The organism is Nocardioides sp. TF02-7, assembly GCF_022437945.1.
GTDB lineage: Bacteria > Actinomycetota > Actinomycetes > Propionibacteriales > Nocardioidaceae > Nocardioides.
Genome location: NZ_CP092535.1, coordinates 376005 through 395062 on the forward strand (window position 1 = coordinate 376005; position 19058 = coordinate 395062).

The window sequence follows — 19058 nt, forward strand, 5'->3', positions numbered from 1 at the left end:
GGCGCCGACAGCCTCACCACGCCGCGCGCAGCGCCCCGTCGACGGGAGACGTCACCGGGTCGTCGGCGGAGCGCACGAACACGGCAGTCAGCTCGCCGCCGCCGGCCGCGTCCATCCGCTCAGCCAGCGCGCGCCACGCCGCGAGGTTGGGGTGCTCGACGTCGGTGCACGCCTCAGCCGGGGCGAGGGCGGTGATCGCCTCGTCGAGCTGTTGCCGGCTCATCGGCAGGGTGGCGGACGACCCGTCGTGCTTGAGCACGGTGGCGAGCACGACGGCCGGCAGCCCGTGGGCGCCGCCAGGCCGGTTGACCAGCCCGATGTCGCCGTCGAGGGCGATGCCGTGGGATACCGGGGCGACCCAGCCGTCGATCTGCGCGCCCAGGCGGGTGCGGACCGCCGCGAGGCCCTCGAGCGTGGACCACTCGTCGAGCGGGTCGTCGTCGAAGGCGGGGAGCCCATCGATGCTGGTGCGGTTCTTGCGGCGCCGGTAGTCGGCCGAGCCGGCCACGCCCCGGCGCGCGAACGCACGCTGGAGGAGGTCGCGCTCCCCCTCGTAGCTCATCAGCGGCACGCCGAACCCGCACGAGTCCGAGACCCGCTCGACGTCGACGACGATGACGGCCCGCGCACCGGGCAGGTCGACGAACCGGGCCGCGAGGCCGGCGTACTCCTCGTCGTAGATCGTCACCACCCGGCCGGTGCCGTGGAACCGGACGATGTTGGGCGCCCCTCGAACGCGCAGAACATGACCGTGATCCGGCCGTTCTCCCGCAGGTGCGCGATCGTCTCGGTGCCGCTGCCGCTGGTGTCGACCCAGGCGAACGTGTGCTCGTCGAGCACCCCGAACGTGCCACGGATGCCCCGCGGCGAGACGTTGATGCGGCCGTCGGCGGCGAGGGGTGCCGTGGCGACGAAGAAGACCGGCTGCTTCTCGACGAACTCCCTCAGCCGCCCCGAGATGCCGTCGTGGACCTTGCCCATCAGGTCAGCCTCCTCTGCAGCTCGGCGAGCCGAGCCGGAACGTCCGGCCACGGTCGTAGGTCGAGCTCCGCGGTGAGCTCGTCCAGCAGTCGCCGCTCGGGCTCGTCCAGTTCGGCGCGCCACGGCGGTCCCTGGAGCTCCGCCAGCTCACTGTCCCAGTCGTAGGCGAGCCCGTCGAGCACGAAACCGTGCTGGGTGGCCAGCGCCAGCCACTCCGGATCCTGCCGCCGACGACGACGTACGGCGTGTCCGCGAGCGGGACGTAGAGGACCACCGCACCGTCGGGCATCAGGTAGAGCTCGCTCTCCGATCCGGTGTCGGCGAACAGCACGCCGCCGTCCGGGGGGCGGCGGGCAGTCGACCCAGGGGTCGCGTCCCTCGGGACCCACCCAGCACAGCGACATCGTGTCGAGGGTGAGCCGGGTGTCCTCGTCGCGCGTCACGAAGCGCCGGAGCCGCTCGAGGTCGTCCACCGCGCCGCGGCTACCCCGTGACCGCGCCGTGCGCGGCGGACTGGACCAGGCGGGCGTACTTGCCGAGGACACCGCGGGTGTACTTCGGCGGCAGCGGCTGCCACCCGACCTTGCGCTTCTCGAGCACGTCGGCGTCGATCTCGACCTCGAGGGTGCGGTTGAGCACGTCGAGCACGATCGGGTCGCCGTCCTCGACGAACGCGATCGGGCCGCCGTCGACCGCCTCCGGGGCGATGTGACCCACGCAGAGACCGGTCGTGCCGCCGGAGAACCGGCCGTCGGTCACGAGCAGCACGTCCTTGCCGAGGCCGGCGCCCTTGATCGCGCCGGTGATCGCCAGCATCTCCCGCATGCCCGGGCCGCCCTTGGGGCCCTCGTAGCGGATGACGACGACGTCGCCGGCCGTGATCCGGCCCTCCTCGAGCGCGTCCATCGCGGCCCGCTCACCGTCGAACACCCGCGCCGTGCCGCGGAAGACGGTCTCGTCGAAGCCGGCGCTCTTGACGACCGCGCCCTCCGGGGCCAGCGACCCCTTGAGGATCGTGATGCCGCCGGTGCGGTGGATCGGCCGGTCGAGCGGGCGGAGGATCTCGCCGTCGACGGACGGCGGGTCGAGCTCCGCGAGGTTCTCGGCCATCGTCCGGCCGGTCACGGTCAGGCAGTCGCCGTGCAGCAGCCCGGCGTCGAGCAGCAGCTTCATGACGACCGGGATGCCGCCGATCTTGTCGACGTCGTTCATCACGAAGCGGCCGAACGGCTTGAGGTCGCCGAGGTGCGGCACCTTCTCGCCGATCCGGGTGAAGTCGTCGAGGGACAGGTCGACGTCGGCCTCGCGGGCGATCGCCAGCAGGTGGAGCACGGCGTTGGTGGAGCCGCCGAGCGCCATCACGACCGTGATCGCGTTCTCGAAGGCCTCCTTGGTCATGATCTGCCGGGCGGTGATCCCGCGGCGCAGCAGCTCGACGACCGCCTCGCCCGAGCGGTGCGCGAAGCCGTCGCGACGCCGGTCGACCGCCGGCGGCGCCGCGGAGCCGGGCAGGGACATGCCGATCGCCTCGGCAACCGACGCCATGGTGTTGGCGGTGTACATGCCGCCGCAGGCGCCTTCGCCGGGGCAGATCGCCCGCTCGATCCGGTCGACCTCGTCGCGCGAGATCTTGCCGGCGAGGCAGGCGCCGACCGCCTCGAAGGCGTCGATGATCGTGACGTCGTGGCCGTCGACCTGGCCGGGCATGGTCGACCCGGCGTAGAGGAAGACCGAGGCGAGGTCGAGCCGGGCCGCCGCCATCAGCATGCCGGGCAGCGACTTGTCGCAGCCGGCGAGCAGCACCGAGCCGTCGAGCCGCTCGGCGTTCATCACGGTCTCGACGGAGTCGGCGATCACCTCGCGCGAGACCAGCGAGAAGTGCATGCCCTCGTGGCCCATCGAGATGCCGTCGGAGACCGAGATGGTGCCGAACTCCAGCGGGTAGCCGCCGGCGGCGTGCACGCCGTTCTTGACCGCCTTGGCGAGCCGGTCGAGCGACAGGTTGCAGGGGGGTGATCTCGTTCCAGCTCGAGGCGACGCCGACCTGCGGCTTGGCGAAGTCGTCGTCGCCCATGCCCACCGCGCGCAGCATCCCTCGCGCGGCGGCCCGCTCCAGGCCGTCGGTGACGTCGCGGGAGCGGGGCTTGATGTCGGGGGGCGTCGGTCATGCCCCGAGCGTAGTGGCCGCGCCCGACCGGCTGCCGGGAGTGTCCGAACCTCGCATCCGTTCTTGTATCCGTGGTCACCACGGATGTACGCCGCGCGCCGGCGCTGCAGGGTGAGCGTCGGGGACGTCTCCCGTCCCCACGCCGAGCACCGGAGGAGTGACCGTGGCGACGATGCTGGTGAGCGTGACCGTCGATCCCGCCCGGGCCGACCGGGTCCTCGGCCTGCTCCGCGGCGAGATGGCGCCCTGGATGCGCCGGCAGCCGGGCTTCGTCGCCAGCCACTGGTCCCTCGACGACGACCGCACCCGGTGCACGATCGTCGTCGAGTTCGACGCCGAGGAGCACGCCCGCGCCGTGGCCGAGGCCACCCTGGCGCTGCCGACGCACCCGGCCCGGTCGTGGAACGTCGAGCGGGTCGAGGTGGCGGCCGACCCCGACCTCAGCCGGTGAGGTGGGCGGCGAGACCGCCGCGCTCCGCGCTGCCGGTGCGCTGCAGCAGTCGCGCGACGTGGGTCTCCACGGTCCGGACGGACAGGAAGAGCCGCTCGGCGATGTCGCGGTTGGACAGCCCGGCGACCACGAGCTCGAGCACGTCGTACTCCCGGGCGGTGACGCCGAGGCGCTGCAGGTGCGGCGGCACCCGGTCGCTCCCGGCGGCGCGGCGGGGTACGGCGACGCCCGCCTCCCGCATCGCGGCCCGGCAGGCCGAGGCGGCCTCCGTCTGCCCGAGCCCGAGCAGCCCGTCGAGCGCGTGCCGGAACCACTGCTCCGGCTCGCCCCAGCCGTCGGCCGCCGCGGCGCGGGCGACGAGGAGCCGGGCGTGGATCTCGAGCCACGGCTCGGCGCCGGGGAGGTCCCACCCGGCGTCGGCGAACGTCTCCTCGGCCGCCTCCCTCTCGCCGCGGCGGCCGAGCGCGACCGCGTCGGCGCAGCGCAGCCCGAACGCGTTCTGGGGGCTGCTGGCCTGAGGGCCGGCGCGGACCTCCTCCCGCGCAGCGGCCCCGTCCCCGCCGAGCACCGTCTCCAACAGCGACCAGTAGCCCCGCAGCGACAGCGGGTAGGCGGGGAACCGCCGCGCGCCGGCCATGGCCCGCGCCAGGTGCTCGCGTGCCTCCTCGTAGCGGCCGTGACCGATGGCGACGAGTGACCGCACGTGGGCGGGCACGGCGACCGCCAGCAGCGCCTCGTTGCCCGCGGAGCGCCCCATCACCGCGATGTCGGCCTCCATCTCCGGCATCCGGTCGCAGAGACCGTGGACCGTCGCGCGGATCCCGTAAGCCTGGCCGACCTCGGGGAGGTGGAGCCGCTCCATCATCGTGATGGCGTTGTCGAGGGAGGCCGCGGCGTCGTCGAGCTCGTGGTACTGCAGCCGCGCCATGTCGAGCTCGAGCTCGGCCCGGGCGGCGGTCGCGATCGCGCCGGCGTCGAGCGCGGCCCTGCGGGCGGCGACCAGCCGCTCCTTCGGCGGCCGCCGCTGGACGAGGTCGAGGCTCCCCATCGCCGCCAGCAGCCGGCAGCTCCACAGCACGAGGCCGCGCTCCTCGGCGAGTCGATGACCCTCCTCGAAGGCGGCCTGCGCCTCGACCACGTCGCGCCGGGCGGCGCGACCGAGCACCTCCCACGCCTCGCACGCCACCTCGGGCCGGTCGCGGCCGACCTCCGCCAGCGCCGCCCGCGCCCGCTGCATCGCCTCGTCCTCCTGGTGGCGCCCGAGCGCCAGCCGCGCGGCCAGGACGTGGTCGAGGGCGACGTCGGCGCCGGCCGCCGCCGCGAGCAGCTGCTCCGCCTCGTCCCACCGCCCCCCGGCGAGCAGCGCTCGCGCCAACCGCAGCCGCAGCGCGGCCAGCCGCTCCGGCTCGTCGGCCCGGTCGGCGAGCTCCGCGATCAGCCGCTCCCCCCACCTCCAGCGCCGCGGGCATGTCGCCGGCGAGTGCGTGCGCCTCGACGACGGCCTCCCGCACGTCGAGCCCCAGCGCGGTGCTCGGGAAGACCAGCTGGCCGGCGCGGCCGAGCGCGGTGAGCGCGCTGGTGAGGGCTCCGGTGGCGATCGCCGACCGGCCGACGTCCAGCCAGTGCCGGGCCGCCCGGTCCCGGTCGCCGGCCGCCTCGAACAGCTCGGCCAGCACCTGGTGCGCCTCGTCCGAGGCGTCGGCCGCGGCCCGCTCCTCGACCACCGCGGCCAGGGCCCCGGCGAGCCGGCGACGGTCAGGAGGGAGGAGCGTGTCGAGCACCGCCTCCCGGGTGAGCGCGTGCCGGATCGCGAAGCCCATGCCGTCGGCGACCACCAGCCGCTGCGCCCGGAGCTCGCGGATCGCGGCCGACGTCGTGCGGTCGTCGAGCCCGAGCGCGGCGCCGACCACCTGCCAGTCGAACTCATCGCCGAGCAGCACGGCCGCCTCGACGACCTCCCGCGCGGTGGGCGTCAGGGCGTCGAGCCGCGCCTCGACCGACCGGGCGAAGGAGGCGGGGACCCCCACGACCAGCTCCCGCGGACCAGCCAGCCCTCACCGTCGCGCGCCAGGGCCCCGGACGCCTGCAGGTCGGCCAGCACCTCCTCGACGAGCAGCGGGTAGCCGGCCGAGAACCGGCCGACCAGGTCGTCGAGACCGGGCGGCACGTCCGCGCCGAGGCACGCCTGCAGCATCGCACCGACGTCCTCGCTCTCGAGCGGGTCGAGGTCGAGCACCTCCAGCGAGCCGCGCGCACGGAGGTCGCCCACGAGCCGGGCCACGTCGGGAGCGTCGTGCGGACGCATGGTCGCGACCACCACCAGCGGTACGTCGCGCGCGTTGTCGGCGACGTACTCCAGCACCCCCAGCGTCTCGGGGTCCGCCCAGTGCAGGTCCTCGACCAGCAGCAGCGTGCCGGCGCCGCCCAGCGCGGTGGCCAGGCGGAGCAGCCCCTCGCCGATCAGCATGACCGAGGACGCGCCGTCGGCGGCGGCGGCACCGAGCTGCGGCGCGAGGCGGCCCAGCGCGGGGAGGTACGGCGCCAGACTGCGGTCGTCGGGCACCGTCCCGGTCCGCAGCCACCCGAGCAGCGCCTCGCTCAGCGGACGCAGGGGCACCGACGCGGCCGAGCGCACGGCACGGCCGCAGAGAACGACGGTCCCCGCCTGCTCTGCCTCGGCGACGACGGCCGCCGCGAGCCGGGACTTGCCGACCCCGGCCTCGCCGCGGAGCACCCGCACGCCGCCGTGCCCGGTGGCCGGCCGGCGCAGCGCCTCGCGCAGTCGTGACGTCTCGTCGGTCCGAGAGACGATGACCGGGCATCGCACGGACGCATCCTAGGGCCGTCGGGCGGCGGTGCGGGGGCCAGTTCGGTCGTCGGTTCGGTCCGTGGCCCCGCCCGCTCACTACGTAGCACCGGCCGCGGGCCACTCCTTGTCTGGGTGGTGCTCGCGGATGTCACCGCCCCCGCCACGGACGACGCTGGAGCCACTCCCTCACCCGGGCACCGATTGCCCTCACGAAAGGCGAACCCTCCGATGCGAACCAAGACCACCGTCACGAGCATCTCCCTCGCCGCCGTCGCCCTGGTCGGCGCCGGCGCACTCACCCTCCCGGCCCCGGCCCACGCCGCCGCGTGGATCGACGGGGGGCCAGGTCAGCTTCGCCGGCCCGGAGCCGGCGCACCTGCAGGTCGTCGGCACCGGCCCCGGCGACGCCGTCGCGGCCTGGATCCAGGAGCACAACGGCGTGGACCGGGTGTGGGCCTCGACGGCCGTGGACGGCGACTGGGGTGCCCCCGTGCTCGTCCCGCAGTCGGGCACCGAGCCGCAGAGCCTCCAGCTGGCCGCCGAGGGCGGTCACGCCGTGGTCGGCTGGACCGCCAACCAGCAGGGCACCACCGTGCTCCGCGTCGCGCGGCGCCTGTCCGCCACCAGTTGGGACGGCAGCAGCATCATCAGCCCGCTCCCCCAGGGGACGGTGGCGCAGTACGACCTCGACGTCGACGCCTCCGGCCGGATCCACGCCGCGCAGGAGCTCTCCGCGCCGCAGGCCCGCGTCGTCGTCTCCCGGCTGGCACCGGGGCAGGACGGCCCCGACCACGGCTACTTCGCGGTCGGCACCGGCAAGCCGTCGCTCGACGTCAACGCCGCCGGCGACGCAGTGGTGTCGCTCTACCGCGAGAACACCGACGAGGTGCTCGTCTCCCGGCGCGCGACGGCCGGCTCGTGGACCCAGCCGGAGAGCCTGCTCTTCGAGACCCAGGACGGCGACTCGGTGGCGGCGGTCAACGCCGACGGCCGCGGGCTCGTCGCCTACGTCACCGAGGCGGAGGGCCGCGACGTGGTCCGTGTCGCGAAGGTCGCCGCCGACGGCGACCCGGACGTGCCGGGGATCGTCTCCGACGACGGCGAGGACGCGGCGGCACCCGCGATCGCCCTCAACGACGCCGGCGACGCCGTCGCCGCGTGGCGGACCCGCGTGGGCGGCCAGTACGGCGTCGACCTCGCGGTGAGCAACCAGTACGGCGAGTTCGGGACGTCGACGGAGATCGCCGCCCCCGGCGTGGTCGGCGCCGACGTCGCCCCGGTCACCGCGATCACCCGCAACCGGGTCCGCGCCGTCGGCTACCGCGCCGCGGGCAACCTCGTGCTGCGCACCCGGTCCAACGCCTTCAACGCGCAGTGGACGTCGTACGTCGTCGGCGCCAGCAACGGCGAGCTCGGGCTCGACTCCGACAGCGAGGGCAACTTCGTCGCCGCCGCGATCCAGGGCGGTGCCAACGGGTTCGTCCACGGCGACTTCTTCGACGCCACCGGCCCGACGCTGAAGGTCACCGGGCCCGGCGCCCAGGTCCTCGCGCCCTCCTTCCCGGTCACCTGGACCGCCACCGACTCCCTGTCCGGTCCGGCTCCGTCCACCGCGCTCTACCGCACGTCGGCCGCGTGGAACCAGGCCGCGCACGGGAAGACGAGCCTGTTCGTCAGCGGCCTGCCCGGCAGCAAGGTCACGTTCCCGGGCAAGCCCGGCACGTCGTACTGCTTCCAGGTCTACGCCGACGACCTCGCCGGCAACCCCCGCAGCTCGACCGCCCGGTGCACGACCGTCCCCCTCGACGACCGCAAGCTCACCGGCACCGGCTGGAAGCGCAGCAAGGGCAAGGGCCACTTCCTCGGCACCGTGACCACCACGACCACGAAGGGGAAGACCCTCACCCGCACCGGGGTCAAGGCCAAGCGCCTCGCGCTCGTCGTCGCCAGGTCTCCGCAGGGCGGCAAGGTGAAGGTCACCTTCGCCGGCAAGACGCTCCGCACCGTGAACCTCAAGGGGACGGGCAAGCGCAAGGTCGTCGGCCTCGCCACGTTCGCGTCCGTCAAGGCCGGGACGCTGAAGATCAAGGTCACCAGCGCGAACGGCAAGCGGGTCACGATCGACGGGCTCGTCGTCGCCAAGTGACCCTCCCCCGAGGAGCGGGGCCCGGCCGGCACACGCCGGCCGGCCCCGCGCGTGCGCCGTCAGCCCGTGACGCCCACCTTCACCGCCATCACGTCGGGGAGGCCGGTCACCACCTGCCGCCAGCTCACCCCCTCGTCGCTCGAGGCCCACACCGACCCGTTGCGGGCGCCGAGGTAGATCCCGGCCGGGTCGTGGGTGTCGGCGCACATCGCGTCCCGCATCACGCCGACGTAGAACGGGTGCGGGAGCCCGTCGTCGTGCGGGGTCCACGACGCCCCGGCGTCGTCGGACCGCCACACGCGGGCACGGGCGTCGGGTGGGTAGCGGCCCTCGCCGCCGCCGAGCGGGAACACGTAGATCGTGTCCGGACGGTGCGGGTGCACGACGACGGGGAAGCCGAAGTCGCTGGGGAGCCCCTCGCCGATCGACGTCCAGGTCGCGCCGTGGTCGTCGGACCGGTAGACGCCGCCGTGGTTCTGGGCGTAGAGACGCTCCGGGGCGGCGGGGTGGCGGGTCACCTTGTGCACGCACTGCCCGAAGTCGGGGTAGCGCTGGTCCTCGGGGAGGAAGTCGGCGCGGATGCCCTTGTTGCGCGGTGACCACGACCGGCCGCCGTCGATCGTCTGGTAGACGCCGCCGGTCGAGATCGCCACGGTCAGCGACCCGGGGTCGGTCGGGTGCGGGGAGGACGGTGTGGAAGGCCTGGCCGCCGAAGCCCGCGCCCCACTCCGGCCGGTGCGGGTGGTCCCAAAGCGCCTGCTCGAGGGCGAACGTCTCGCCGCCGTCCGTCGAGGTCCACACCGCGCCCGGCTCGGTGCCGGCGTGCACCACGCCGTCCTCGACGCCCGGGACGAGCTGCCAGACCCGCTCGACCGTCGCGCCGGCGCCCTCGGGGAAGCGGATCGCGCCACCCGGCGTCTCGTGCCAGGTCTCGCCGAGGTCGTCGGACCAGCGCACCTGCGGTCCGAGCCAGCTCGACGAGGCACCCGCGAACAGCCGGGTGCGGCCGCCGCGGGTGTCGACCAGGCAGGAGTAGACCTCCTCCATGTCGTGGTGCGGCCCGGTCCACGACCAGTCGACCCGGTCGTCGGACCGGCCGACCCAGAGCCCCTTCCGCGTGCCGACCATCAGGACCGTGGTCATCTCTCGGCTCATCGCTCGTCCCTTCCGCCGCCGTGCCGGCCGAGACCCGGGCCGGACCTCGGCGACCGACCGGCTGCACCTACATTGACCGAGTGACGCCCCCGATGTCATCGGTCGCCCGGAAATCTGAGGTAGGCACCGGGGCAGCGATCGCCCTGGTCCTGGTCGGCATCGCGTCGGTGCAGCTGGGCGCGGGCATCGCCAAGAGCCTGTTCGACGAGATCTCGCCGACCGGCATCGTGTGGCTGCGGCTGGCCGGCAGCTCGCTGGTGCTGGTGCTGGTGGCGCGACCGCGGCTCTCCGGGCGGAGCCGGGTCGACTGGCTGACCGTGCTCGGCTTCGGTCTCTCGCTGGCGGTGATGAACTGGTCGATCTACCAGTCGTTCGCGCGGATCCCGATCGGCATCGCGGTCACCATCGAGTTCATCGGCCCGCTCACGATCGCCGTCCTCGGCTCGCGTCGGGCCCGCGACCTCGCCTGGGCCGGCCTCGCCGGGCTCGGCGTGGTGCTGCTCGGCGCCGAGCGCGCCGACCTCGACCTCGTCGGCGTTGCGTACGCCGTCCTCGCCGGCGCCGCCTGGGCCGGCTACATCCCTCCCTGAGCGCCCGCACCGGCCGTCGCTGGGCGGGCCTCGACGGCCTCGCGGTCGCGAGCCTGGTCGCGGTGACCGTGCTCTCCCCCGCCCTGCTCCTCACCGACACCGGCCCGATGGGCGACCCGCGGGTCCTGCTCCTCGGCCTCGGGATCGCGCTGCTGAGCTCGGTGGTGCCCTACAGCTGCGAGATCGTGGCGCTGCGGCGCCTCGCGCCGGCGCTGTTCGGCGTGCTGATGAGCCTCGAGCCCGGCGCGGCCGCGCTCGCCGGGCTGCTCGTCGTCGGCGAGGAGCTCGGCGCCGTGCAGTGGCTGGCGATCGGCTGCGTCGTCGTGGCGAGCATCGGCGCCACCCGGTCGACGGCGCCGGAGCACCGACCACCCCTCGCCGACCCGGCTCCGGACTGAGCGCCCGGCCCGCGGATCACCTCAGTCGAGGCAGAACTCGTTGCCCTCGACGTCCTGCATCACCAGGCACGACTCGTTCTCCTCGTCGGCGAGCATCAGCCGCACCCGGCGGGCGCCGAGCGCCTCCAGCCGGTCCGCCTCCGCCTCGAGCGCCGCCACCCGCTCGTCGCCGGTGAGACCGGTGCCGACCCGGACGTCGAGGTGCAGCCGGTTCTTGACCGTCTTGGGCTCCGGCACCCGCTGGAAGAACAGCCGCGGACCGACGCCGTCGGGGTCCTGGCACGCCCAGACCGATCCCTGCTTCTCGGCGGGCAGGGTGGCGTCGAACGCGTCCCACGAGTCGAAGCCCGGCGGCACCGGCGGGTCGACGTACCCGAGCACCGCCTTCCAGAACTCCGCGACCGCACGCGGCTCCGCGCAGTCGAAGGTCACCTGCACCTGCTTCACCTGGGCCATGGCCCCACCCTAGGAACCGGCGCGACAGCGGACCAGCGGGTTTCCGGGCCGCCCGCGGACCGTCGCCGGGGCCGCCGCCGGCCGCTCCGGCACAATCACCCCATGTCGACCTCCGCGCCCGACGCGACCGAGACCCCGCTCGTGGCGTTCCACGACATCCTCTCCGACGACGGCACCCGGATCCGCACGTGGACCAACGACCCCGACGGCCGGATCGACGGCCCCACGGTCGTGCTCTGCAACGGGCTCGGCACCAACGCCTACCTCTGGCCCGCCCTGCTCGACCCCGACTGCGGCGTCCGGGTCGTGTCGTGGAACCACCGCGGCACCGGCGGGTCCGACCGGCCGCGCGACCGCAGGCACGTGGAGGTCGAGCACTTCGTCGAGGACGGGCTCTCGGTGATGGACCACCACGGGATCGACCGCGCCGTGCTCATGGGCTGGTCGATGGGCGTCAACACGATGTTCGAGCTCGCCTCCCGGCACCCCGAGCGCGTCCGCGGCCTGTTCGCGGTGGCCGGCGTGCCCGGCGACACCTTCCGCACCATGCTCGCGCCGTTCCGGCTGCCGCACCCGCTCGCCCGGCTGGCGACGGTGACGCTCTGCCACGCGGCGAAGCTGACCGGCTGGGCGATCAGCCCGGTCACCACCCGGCTGCGGATCGGGCCGCGCACGATGGCCGTGCTGACGCACAGCGGGTTCATGTTCCCGGTCGAGGACCCGGAGCTGGCCGCCCTGGGCATCGAGGAGTTCCTCTCGACCCCGGTCGAGTGGTACGCCCACCTCGCGCTCGGCACGTCCAAGCACGCGCGGGTCTCGCTGAGCGGCATCGAGGCGCCGGCCCGGTTCGTCGCGGCCCGGTGGGACGTGCTCGCGGGGGCTCGCGACATGGCGACGGCCGTCGACCGGCTCCGCGACGCGGAGTACGTCGAGCTCCCGGGGTCGCACTTCGTCCAGCTCGAGCGCCCCGACGAGGTCCACGCGCTGCTGCTGGACTTCCTGGAGCAGGTCGGCGCCGCCGCCGAGTAGGGTCACCGGGCATGGCACGTCAGACGGTCGCCGCCCTGCTGGTCGCCGCGCTCCTCCTCGCCGGCTGCGCCGACGACGACGCCGACCCGGGCGCCGAGGACACGGCGTCGCCGCAGGCACCGACGTCCGAGGCGTCCGCACCGTCGGAGCCGCCGTCGTCCGACGCCTCCTCCGAGCCCACGAGCGAGGCGCCGGCAGGGCCGCCGCGCGTCGTCGGCACCGTGGCGAGCGGCCTGGCCACGCCGTGGGGGCTCGACTTCCTCCCCGACGGCCGGGCCGTGGTCACCGAGCGCGACACCGCCCGGGTGCTGGTGGTCACGCCGCCGGAGGACGGCCGCGGCGAGGGCCAGGTGCTCGAGGTCGGCCGGGTCCCGGAGACCGCTCCGCAGGGCGAGGCCGGCCTGCTCGGCGTCGCCGTCTCCCCCGACTTCGAGACCGACCGGCTGCTCTACTTCTACGTCTGCACCGCCGACGACAACCAGGTCGTCCGCGCCGAGCTCGACGGCCGCCGGCTCGGCGAGCCGGAGCCGGTGCTCTCCGGCATCCCCAACGGGTTCATCCACGACGGCGGACGGCTGGAGTTCGGCCCCGACGGCTTCCTCTACGTCTCCACCGGCGAGGTGGGCGAGCCGGCCCTGGCCCGCGAGCGGGGCGGCTACGCCGGGAAGATCCTGCGGATCACCACCGAGGGCGACCCCGCCCCCGGCAACCCGTTCGGTGACGAGGTGTGGTCGTGGGGCCACCGCAACGTCCAGGGCCTGGCGTTCGACGACGCGGGCCGGCTGTGGGCCAGCGAGTTCGGGCAGGACTCCTCTGACGAGCTCAACCTGATCGAGGCCGGCGCCGACTACGGGTGGCCCGACGCCGAGGGCGAGGGCGGCGGTCCCGGCCAGGTCGACCCCGCCCTCACCTGGTCGACCGACGAGGCGTCGCCCTCGGGCCTCGCCCACCTCGACGGGCAGCTCTGGATGGCGGCGCTCCAGGGCGAGCGGCTGTGGCGGATCACGCTCGACGGCCGCCGGGCGCGGGCGCCACGGGCGTTCCTCACCGGGGAGCACGGCCGGCTCCGCACCGTGGCGGTCGCCCCTGACGGGATGCTGTGGGTGACCACCAGCAACCGCGACGGCCGCGGCGACCCGGCGCCCGAGGACGACCGGATCCTCGTCGTCAGTCCGGGCTGACCGGCTCCCGGCGCTCGACCCGCTCCACCCGCGCCCGCCGCGCGGCGCGGCGCAGCGTGGTGAGCACGGCCGGCCCCAGCAGCGCGATCGCGAGCGCGTTGGTGAGCGCCCGGCCGGTGTCCCAGCCGCCGGTCGAGGTGAGCAGCGTGTAGATCAGGAACCGGTGCAGGTTCTCCCCCAGCGGCGCGCCCGGGTCGTAGGACAGCTCGGTCGAGTCGTGGCCCGGCACCTGGATGCCGAGCACGAACGGCCAGCCCCAGAGGTTCATCAGCATGCCGTAGGCGTAGGCGGCGAGGACGCCGTACGCGACGAGCATCGCGACCTCCCCGCGACCGGTCACGCGTCGCGGCAGCAGGCCGGCCCCCATCCCGACCCAGCCGGCGACGAGCATCTGGAACGGCAGCCACGGGCCGACCCCGGCCGTCATCAGCGCCGAGGCGAACAGCGACGTGCAGCCCAGCACGAAGCCGAACCCGGGGCCGAAGACCCGGCCGCCGAGGATCAGCAGGAAGAACACCAGCTCCAGCCCCGCGGTGCCGGCGCTGACGCCGCGCAGCACCGCATTGACCGCGCTGAGCACGCCGAGGACGGCGAGCACCCGGGCGTCCATCCCGCCCTCGCTGACCTCGGCCAGCACGACCGCGAGCACCAACGGCAGCAGCGCGAGGAACAGGAACGGCGGGTCGACCCGGTCGGTCGGGTCGGCCTCCAGCAGCAGCGGCCAGCCGATCATCATCAGGCCGATCACGGAGGTCAGCGCCAGCACGACCGTGGACCGCGCCCGGAGGGGGTACGGCGGCCCGTCGATCCGCGGCCGCGGTCACCGGTGGGCCTCCGCCCGGCCGGCGGCGCCCGCCGCGTCGTCGGCGCCGAGCGCGGCGGCGACCTCGTCGACCCGCAGCCAGCCCGTGCCCAGGACCTTCGTGACCTGCGGCGCGAACGCCGGCGACTCGGCGACCACCGTGCGCACCGGCCCGTCCGAGACGACCTCGCCCTCGGCGAGCACCACGACCTCGTCGGCGACCTGCGCGGCGAACTCGACGTCGTGGGTGGCGACGAGCACCGCCCTTCCCTCGGCGGCGAGGTCGCGCAGGATCGCGGCGAGCGCGTGCTTGCCCGGGTAGTCGAGGCCGCGGGTCGGCTCGTCGAGCAGCAGGACCGGTGGACCCGCGGTGAGGACGATCGCGACGGCGAGGGCGAGCCGCTGCCCCTCCGAGAGGTCCCGTGGATGGCCGGCGGGCTCGATGCCGGGGGCCAGCCGCTCGAGCAGCCCGGCGCAGGTGCCGGGCGCAGCGCCGGCCGAGCGGTCGGCCGCCGCGCACTCCTCGCCGACGGTCTCCAGGTAGAGCAGGTCGGCCGGGCTCTGCGGCACCAGCCCGGTGCGCTGCCGCCGCTGCTCGGGCTTCAGCGCGTGGGGGTCGTCGCCGCCCACCCGCACCGTGCCGCCGGCCGCGGCGTGCCGGCCCTGGAGCGCCCACAGCAGGGTCGACTTCCCCGCGCCGTTGCGCCCCATCAGCGCGGTGACGGTGCCGGCATGGAGGGTCAGGTCGACCTCGCGCAGCGCGGGGACCGGTCCGTGCGCCACGACCAGGCGGCGCACCTCGACGACCGGGTCCGTCGAGCGGCCGGCCGGGTCGGACGCGACGGCACTGGGCGGGGCGCCCAGCCGGGCCCGCAGGTCGGCCGTGCGCCGTCGTGCGTCGCGCACGGTCAGCGGCAGCGGCGACCAGCCGGCCAACCGGCCCAGCTCCACCAGCGGCGGCGCGATCGGGGCGTCGGCGAGCAGCACGGCGGGGTCGCCGGTGCGGGCCCCGCCGTCGCCGGTCAGCAGGCAGAGCCGGTCGGCGAACGGCACCACCCGCTCGAGCCGGTGCTCGGCGACGAGCACGGAGACCCCGAGGTCGTGCACCAGCCGGGTGAGCGTCGCCAGGACGTCCTCGGCGGCCGTCGGGTCGAGCGCGGACGTCGGCTCGTCGAGGACGAGCAGCCGCGGGTGGGTGGTGAGCACCGACCCGATCGCGACCCGTTGCTGCTGGCCGCCGGAGAGGGTCCGCAGGTCCCGGTGGCGCAGGTCGGCGATGCCGAGCAGGTCGAGCGTCTCCTCCACCCGGCGCCGCATCGTCGGGGCGGCGAGGCCGAGCTGCTCCATCCCGTAGGCGAGCTCCTCCTCGACGGTGTCGGTGACGAACCAGGCCGGCGGGTTCTGCCCGACGTAGCCGATGACGTGCGCCCGCTCGCGCGCCGGCTGCTCGAGGACGCTCTCGCCGTCGACCAGCACGTCGCCGGTCAGCGTGCCGCCGGTGAACGCCGGCACCAACCCGGCGACGACCCCGAGGAGGGTGGACTTGCCGACGCCGGTGGGGCCCGCGAGCAGCACGAGCTCGCCGTGGTCGATCGCGAGGTCGACCCGGTCGAGGATCGGCCGCACCGGCCGGTCCGGCCGGTCGTCGTACCCGAACGTGACGCCACGCAGCTCGAACATCACGCGTCCACCCGCTCCCGCGTCCCCGCAGCGGCCGCCGGAGCGGTCGCTGCCGTGGCCCGGCCGTACGCCGTCACCGGCGGCGGCGCGGCCCACACCGGCACCACGCCGACCAGCACGGCGGCGACCGCGGCCGCGCTGAGCGTCGGCACCGCGAGCACGCCCGGGTGGGCCACGAGCGGCTCCCAGTGCTGCACCGCCCAGAGTCCCGCGCCGACCGCGGCGCCGGACAGCGCGACCAGCACCTCCGCGGCGCGCCACGACTGCGGCCGGTAGCGGCTGCGCTGCACCCGGCGACCGGCGACGACGAACCCGCCGAGGGCGGTCGCCGCCCCCAGCGCGAGCATCGGCCAGGCGAGCACCCGCGGAGCGGTGCTGTCGAGGAACGCGTAGACGCCGACGCAGATCCCGAGCAGGCCGGCGATCATCAGGGTCCCGGTGGCCCGGCGCTGGGCGGCGGTGGCGTGGCCGGACCGGCCGTAGCCGCGGGCGTCCATGCCGGCGGCCAGCGACAGCGACCGCTCGAACGCGTCCTCCAGGACCGGCACGAGCAGCCTCCGCAGCCCGCGCACCCGTGCGAACCTGCCGCTGTCGCCGCCGCGGAGCTGCTGGGCGGCCCGCACCCGGCGTGCGCTGTCGGCCAGCTGCGGGAGCACGGTGATCGCGACCACCATCGCCGTCCCGATCTCGTAGAGCGCGGGGGAAGCGAGCGCATCAGCCGCTTGGGGTTGGCGAGCGCGTTGGCCGCTCCGACGGTCACCAGGAGGCCGGCCAGGCGCAGTCCCTCGTAGAGCGCGGCGAGCAGCTCCTCGCGGCTGAACGGTCCGAGCAGGCTGATCCCGGCCGCCCAGTCAGGCAGCGGGATCTCGGGCAGCGGCAGCAGCACGTGCCCGGCGTCGTTGCCGCCGACGAGGATCCGGAACACCACCCGGACCACGAGCACGATCGCCGCGAGCCAGAGGTAGAGCCGGAACGCCCGCGACCAGGGCTGGTCGCCCCGGCAGGTCAGCACGGTGAGCGTGGTGACCGCGAGGAGCAGTCCGAGCAGGAACGGGTTGGTCGTGCAGGAGGCACCCACGGCGAGGCCGATCGCCCAGCACCACCAGGCCACCGGGTGCAGGTCGCGGGGGATCCTCATGCCGACCGCCGCCTGCGCAGCACCGGCACGGCCGCCGCGGCACCGAGGACGACGACCGCCACGGCGGCCGCCCACCAGGGGAAGCCGGCCCCGTCGTCCGCGGTGTCGCCCGCCGTGTCGCCGGCCGGGTCGCCCGCCGTGTCGCCGGCCGGGTCGTCCCCGGCGTCGGCGGCCGTCGAGGACGGGGTGTCCCTGCCGGGCGCACCCGGCCCGCCGGCCGGCACGTCGGGCGGCGCCGCCTCGGCGTCCCCCCTCGTGCCAGGCGAAGCCGAGCATCCCGCCCTCGGGCACCTCGAGGGACCGGACGCCGAGCGTCGCGTAGGTCCACTCCCCCGCCGGCTCGGCCCACCACAGGCTCCAGTAGGAGTCGCCGGACGTGCACGGCCGGTCGGTCGGCCGGCCGTCGATCCGGCAGACGAAGTCCTGCAGCCCCGGCTGGTACTCCAGGGTCAGCCCCGCCCGGTCGAGCAGCTCGGCGGCCGCGCCGCCGCTCGGCACGCACGTCGTGCGGTCCGGGCCGCCCACCTCGTTGGGGTCGAGCACCACGGTCACGCCGGAGCCGTCGTCGCACCCGGCGGCGGACGCGGGCACTGCCGAGGCTGCGGCGGGTGCGCACAGCGCGGCGCCCGCCACGAGCGCGAGGATCGCGGCGGCGGCGCTGCGCGGCCCGGTCACGGCGTCGGGCAGGGCGCAGGTCCCGCGCCCTCGGGGGTGGCGAGGAGGGCGGGCACGGACTGGGACGTCGCGAGCCGCCACTGGTACGCCGTCTTCTCCGTGATGCCGTTCCGTCCGGCCGCGGCGAGGGTGGCGTCGTCGAAGGCGACCGCTCCCTCGGCGGCTGCGAGCGGCCCCTCGCAGCCCTCGACCTGGTGGGCGCGCACCCACGTGGCGGCCGCCTCCGCGGCGTCGGGCTCGCCGGAGAGGTGGAAGGCCCAGCCGGCCAGCCCGGTGCTGTTGGCGTTGGCTCCGGCCACGCCGCCCCCACCCTCGAACGAGCCGTCGTCGGCCTGCTGGGTGGTCATCCAGCCGACGGCCCGGTCGAGCGCGTCCGCGACCACCGGGTCCTCCGCCGCGAGGCCGTGGAGCAGCACCACCACCAGAGCGGCGGTGTCGACCGGCGGCACCCGCTCGTCGGCCGCGTCGCACGACTGCTCCGCCGCGTCGGGCGCGGCGAAGTCGAGCCGGAAGAACCCCTCCTCGCACTGCTGGAGGAGCAGGAAGTCGCGCGCGGCCTCGGCCTCGGCGGAGCCGGCCTGCGTGAGCCCCCCGGACCGCCCACGCCTGGCCGAACGCGTTGGCGAAGTCGCCGTACTCGCTGACGTCGCTGATCCGGCCGCGGACCGGTCCGGCGTCGGCCGTGCGCTCCTCGAGTCGCGCCACCAGGTCGGTGCCGCCGAAGGACCGCGGGTCGGCTCCGGTGTCGGTCGCGAACGACACCAGCTTGCCCAGCGAGCCGGCATAGACCTCCTCCCCGGGCAGGGCGTACTCCTCCACGCCGGCCTCGAGCGCCGCCGCGACCGGGTCGAGCGCAGCCGCGTCGAAGCCGTCGGGATCGACCGCCGCGAGGGCGTAGGCGACCTCGACGGTGGTGCTGAAGTCGTCGGTGCCGTACTGCGCGTTGTGCAGCACCCCCACCCTCCAGCTGCCCCTCCAACCAGTCCGCTCCGGCCACCGCCGCGGCCGGCGGCCCCGCCGGCCCCGTCGGCCCCTTCGAAATGGCCTGGTCGCGACCTGCGGCGCGGTCGTCGTCCTCCCGCGCGCAGGAGGCGGCACCGGCGGCGAGCAGGACGGTCAGGGACGACCGCCGCCGCGCGACGGGTCCGAGAGGTGACGGTCTCCATGGTTCCTTCCCGCTGCGACAGCGGGAGGCGGCCTGGGCTGCCCGACCCGCTGCTCTCCACGACAGCGTTGCGTCAGGACGCATCGTGACGGGTGCTCCGGCTCGCCGCCGGTCCTGGGGACCGGTCGGCCTACGGTTGCGGGTCAGCGCCGGACTTCGACCGGCTTCCCCCACCACGGGCGTTGTGTTGTCGGCACACCGGGATCGATGTGTCGCTGGCACGATACCGCGCCGC

The 19058-nt window shown here is 75.2% G+C and carries 17 protein-coding genes, 1 pseudogene and 1 riboswitch; of the genes and pseudogenes, 6 read left to right on the forward strand and 12 right to left on the reverse strand.

Going from position 1 to position 19058, the window contains the following annotated elements; translation table 11 throughout:
• Positions 1–13 precede the first annotated feature (13 nt).
• The 4 genes and pseudogenes from MF408_RS01985 to ilvD all read right to left on the reverse strand — a co-directional run bounded on the left by MF408_RS01985 (position 14) and on the right by ilvD (position 3130).
• A complete protein-coding gene (locus MF408_RS01985) occupies positions 14–691 on the reverse strand; it encodes a hypothetical protein (RefSeq protein ID WP_240250056.1) in 678 nt (225 codons plus the stop codon).
• A complete protein-coding gene (locus MF408_RS01990) occupies positions 685–981 on the reverse strand; it encodes a pyridoxamine 5'-phosphate oxidase family protein (RefSeq protein WP_240250057.1) in 297 nt (98 codons plus the stop codon). The genes MF408_RS01985 and MF408_RS01990 overlap by 7 nt, the downstream gene beginning before the upstream one ends.
• Positions 981–1454 (reverse strand): hypothetical protein, encoded by a 474-nt coding sequence (locus tag MF408_RS01995; RefSeq protein ID WP_240250058.1) that lies wholly within the window; start codon positions 1452–1454, stop codon positions 981–983. Before MF408_RS01995 ends, MF408_RS01990 begins: the two co-directional genes overlap by 1 nt.
• Before the next feature lie 10 nt (positions 1455–1464).
• Positions 1465–3130: pseudogene (gene ilvD, locus MF408_RS02000) on the reverse strand (dihydroxy-acid dehydratase).
• Between the two features lie 181 nt (positions 3131–3311).
• Here ilvD and MF408_RS02005 point away from each other — a divergent pair.
• Positions 3312–3599, forward strand: coding sequence for an antibiotic biosynthesis monooxygenase (locus MF408_RS02005; protein ID WP_240250059.1), 288 nt, complete (start codon positions 3312–3314; stop codon positions 3597–3599).
• Here the strand turns inward: MF408_RS02005 and MF408_RS02010 are convergent.
• Together MF408_RS02010 and MF408_RS02015 are read right to left on the reverse strand one after the other, a co-directional pair.
• A complete protein-coding gene (locus tag MF408_RS02010) occupies positions 3589–4974 on the reverse strand; it encodes a helix-turn-helix transcriptional regulator (RefSeq protein WP_240250060.1) in 1386 nt (461 codons plus the stop codon). The genes MF408_RS02005 and MF408_RS02010 overlap by 11 nt on opposite strands.
• A 597-nt stretch (positions 4975–5571) precedes the next feature.
• Complete coding sequence (locus tag MF408_RS02015; protein ID WP_240250061.1) at positions 5572–6426, reverse strand: AAA family ATPase; 855 nt, start codon at positions 6424–6426, stop codon at positions 5572–5574.
• Between the two features lie 430 nt (positions 6427–6856).
• Between MF408_RS02015 and MF408_RS02020 the strand changes: the two genes are divergently transcribed.
• Positions 6857–8554: a hypothetical protein gene (locus MF408_RS02020; protein ID WP_240250062.1), complete on the forward strand. Its 1698-nt coding sequence runs from the start codon at positions 6857–6859 to the stop codon at positions 8552–8554.
• Between the two features lie 59 nt (positions 8555–8613).
• Here MF408_RS02020 and MF408_RS26495 read toward each other — a convergent pair whose 3' ends face one another.
• Positions 8614–9207 (reverse strand): hypothetical protein, encoded by a 594-nt coding sequence (locus MF408_RS26495; RefSeq protein ID WP_345893827.1) that lies wholly within the window; start codon positions 9205–9207, stop codon positions 8614–8616.
• Between the two features lie 582 nt (positions 9208–9789).
• On the opposite strand from MF408_RS26495, the gene MF408_RS02030 reads away from it, so the two are divergent.
• Positions 9790–10299, forward strand: a complete 510-nt coding sequence (locus tag MF408_RS02030; RefSeq protein ID WP_240250063.1) for a hypothetical protein — start codon at positions 9790–9792, stop codon at positions 10297–10299.
• A gap of 62 nt (positions 10300–10361) precedes the next feature.
• On the forward strand, positions 10362–10697 hold the full coding sequence (locus MF408_RS02035; RefSeq protein ID WP_240250064.1) for an EamA family transporter: 336 nt from the start codon (positions 10362–10364) through the stop codon (positions 10695–10697).
• A gap of 21 nt (positions 10698–10718) precedes the next feature.
• On the opposite strand, the gene MF408_RS02040 is transcribed toward MF408_RS02035, so the two are convergent.
• Entirely contained in the window at positions 10719–11153 is a 435-nt protein-coding gene (locus MF408_RS02040) for a VOC family protein (RefSeq protein ID WP_240250065.1), read from the reverse strand.
• Between the two features lie 102 nt (positions 11154–11255).
• Here MF408_RS02040 and MF408_RS02045 point away from each other — a divergent pair, with 102 nt between their 5' ends.
• On the forward strand, positions 11256–12182 hold the full coding sequence (locus MF408_RS02045) for an alpha/beta hydrolase (protein WP_240250066.1): 927 nt from the start codon (positions 11256–11258) through the stop codon (positions 12180–12182).
• An 11-nt stretch (positions 12183–12193) separates the two neighbouring features.
• Positions 12194–13363: a PQQ-dependent sugar dehydrogenase gene (locus MF408_RS02050; protein WP_240250067.1), complete on the forward strand. Its 1170-nt coding sequence runs from the start codon at positions 12194–12196 to the stop codon at positions 13361–13363.
• Here MF408_RS02050 and MF408_RS02055 read toward each other — a convergent pair.
• The 4 genes from MF408_RS02055 to MF408_RS02070 form a co-directional block, all read right to left on the reverse strand.
• Complete coding sequence (locus tag MF408_RS02055) at positions 13350–14099, reverse strand: ECF transporter S component (protein WP_240251586.1); 750 nt, start codon at positions 14097–14099, stop codon at positions 13350–13352. The genes MF408_RS02050 and MF408_RS02055 overlap by 14 nt on opposite strands.
• Positions 14100–14183: 84 nt before the next feature.
• Complete coding sequence (locus tag MF408_RS02060) at positions 14184–15845, reverse strand: ABC transporter ATP-binding protein (RefSeq protein WP_240250068.1); 1662 nt, start codon at positions 15843–15845, stop codon at positions 14184–14186.
• The gene (locus tag MF408_RS02065) at positions 15845–16519 is read right to left on the reverse strand and encodes an energy-coupling factor transporter transmembrane component T (protein WP_240250069.1); all 675 of its coding nucleotides are present in this window, start codon (positions 16517–16519) and stop codon (positions 15845–15847) included. Before MF408_RS02065 ends, MF408_RS02060 begins: the two co-directional genes overlap by 1 nt.
• Positions 16520–17654: 1135 nt before the next feature.
• On the reverse strand, positions 17655–18107 hold the full coding sequence (locus tag MF408_RS02070) for a hypothetical protein (protein WP_240250070.1): 453 nt from the start codon (positions 18105–18107) through the stop codon (positions 17655–17657).
• A gap of 785 nt (positions 18108–18892) precedes the next feature.
• Positions 18893–19036, reverse strand: a riboswitch (cobalamin riboswitch).
• Positions 19037–19058 lie beyond the last annotated feature (22 nt).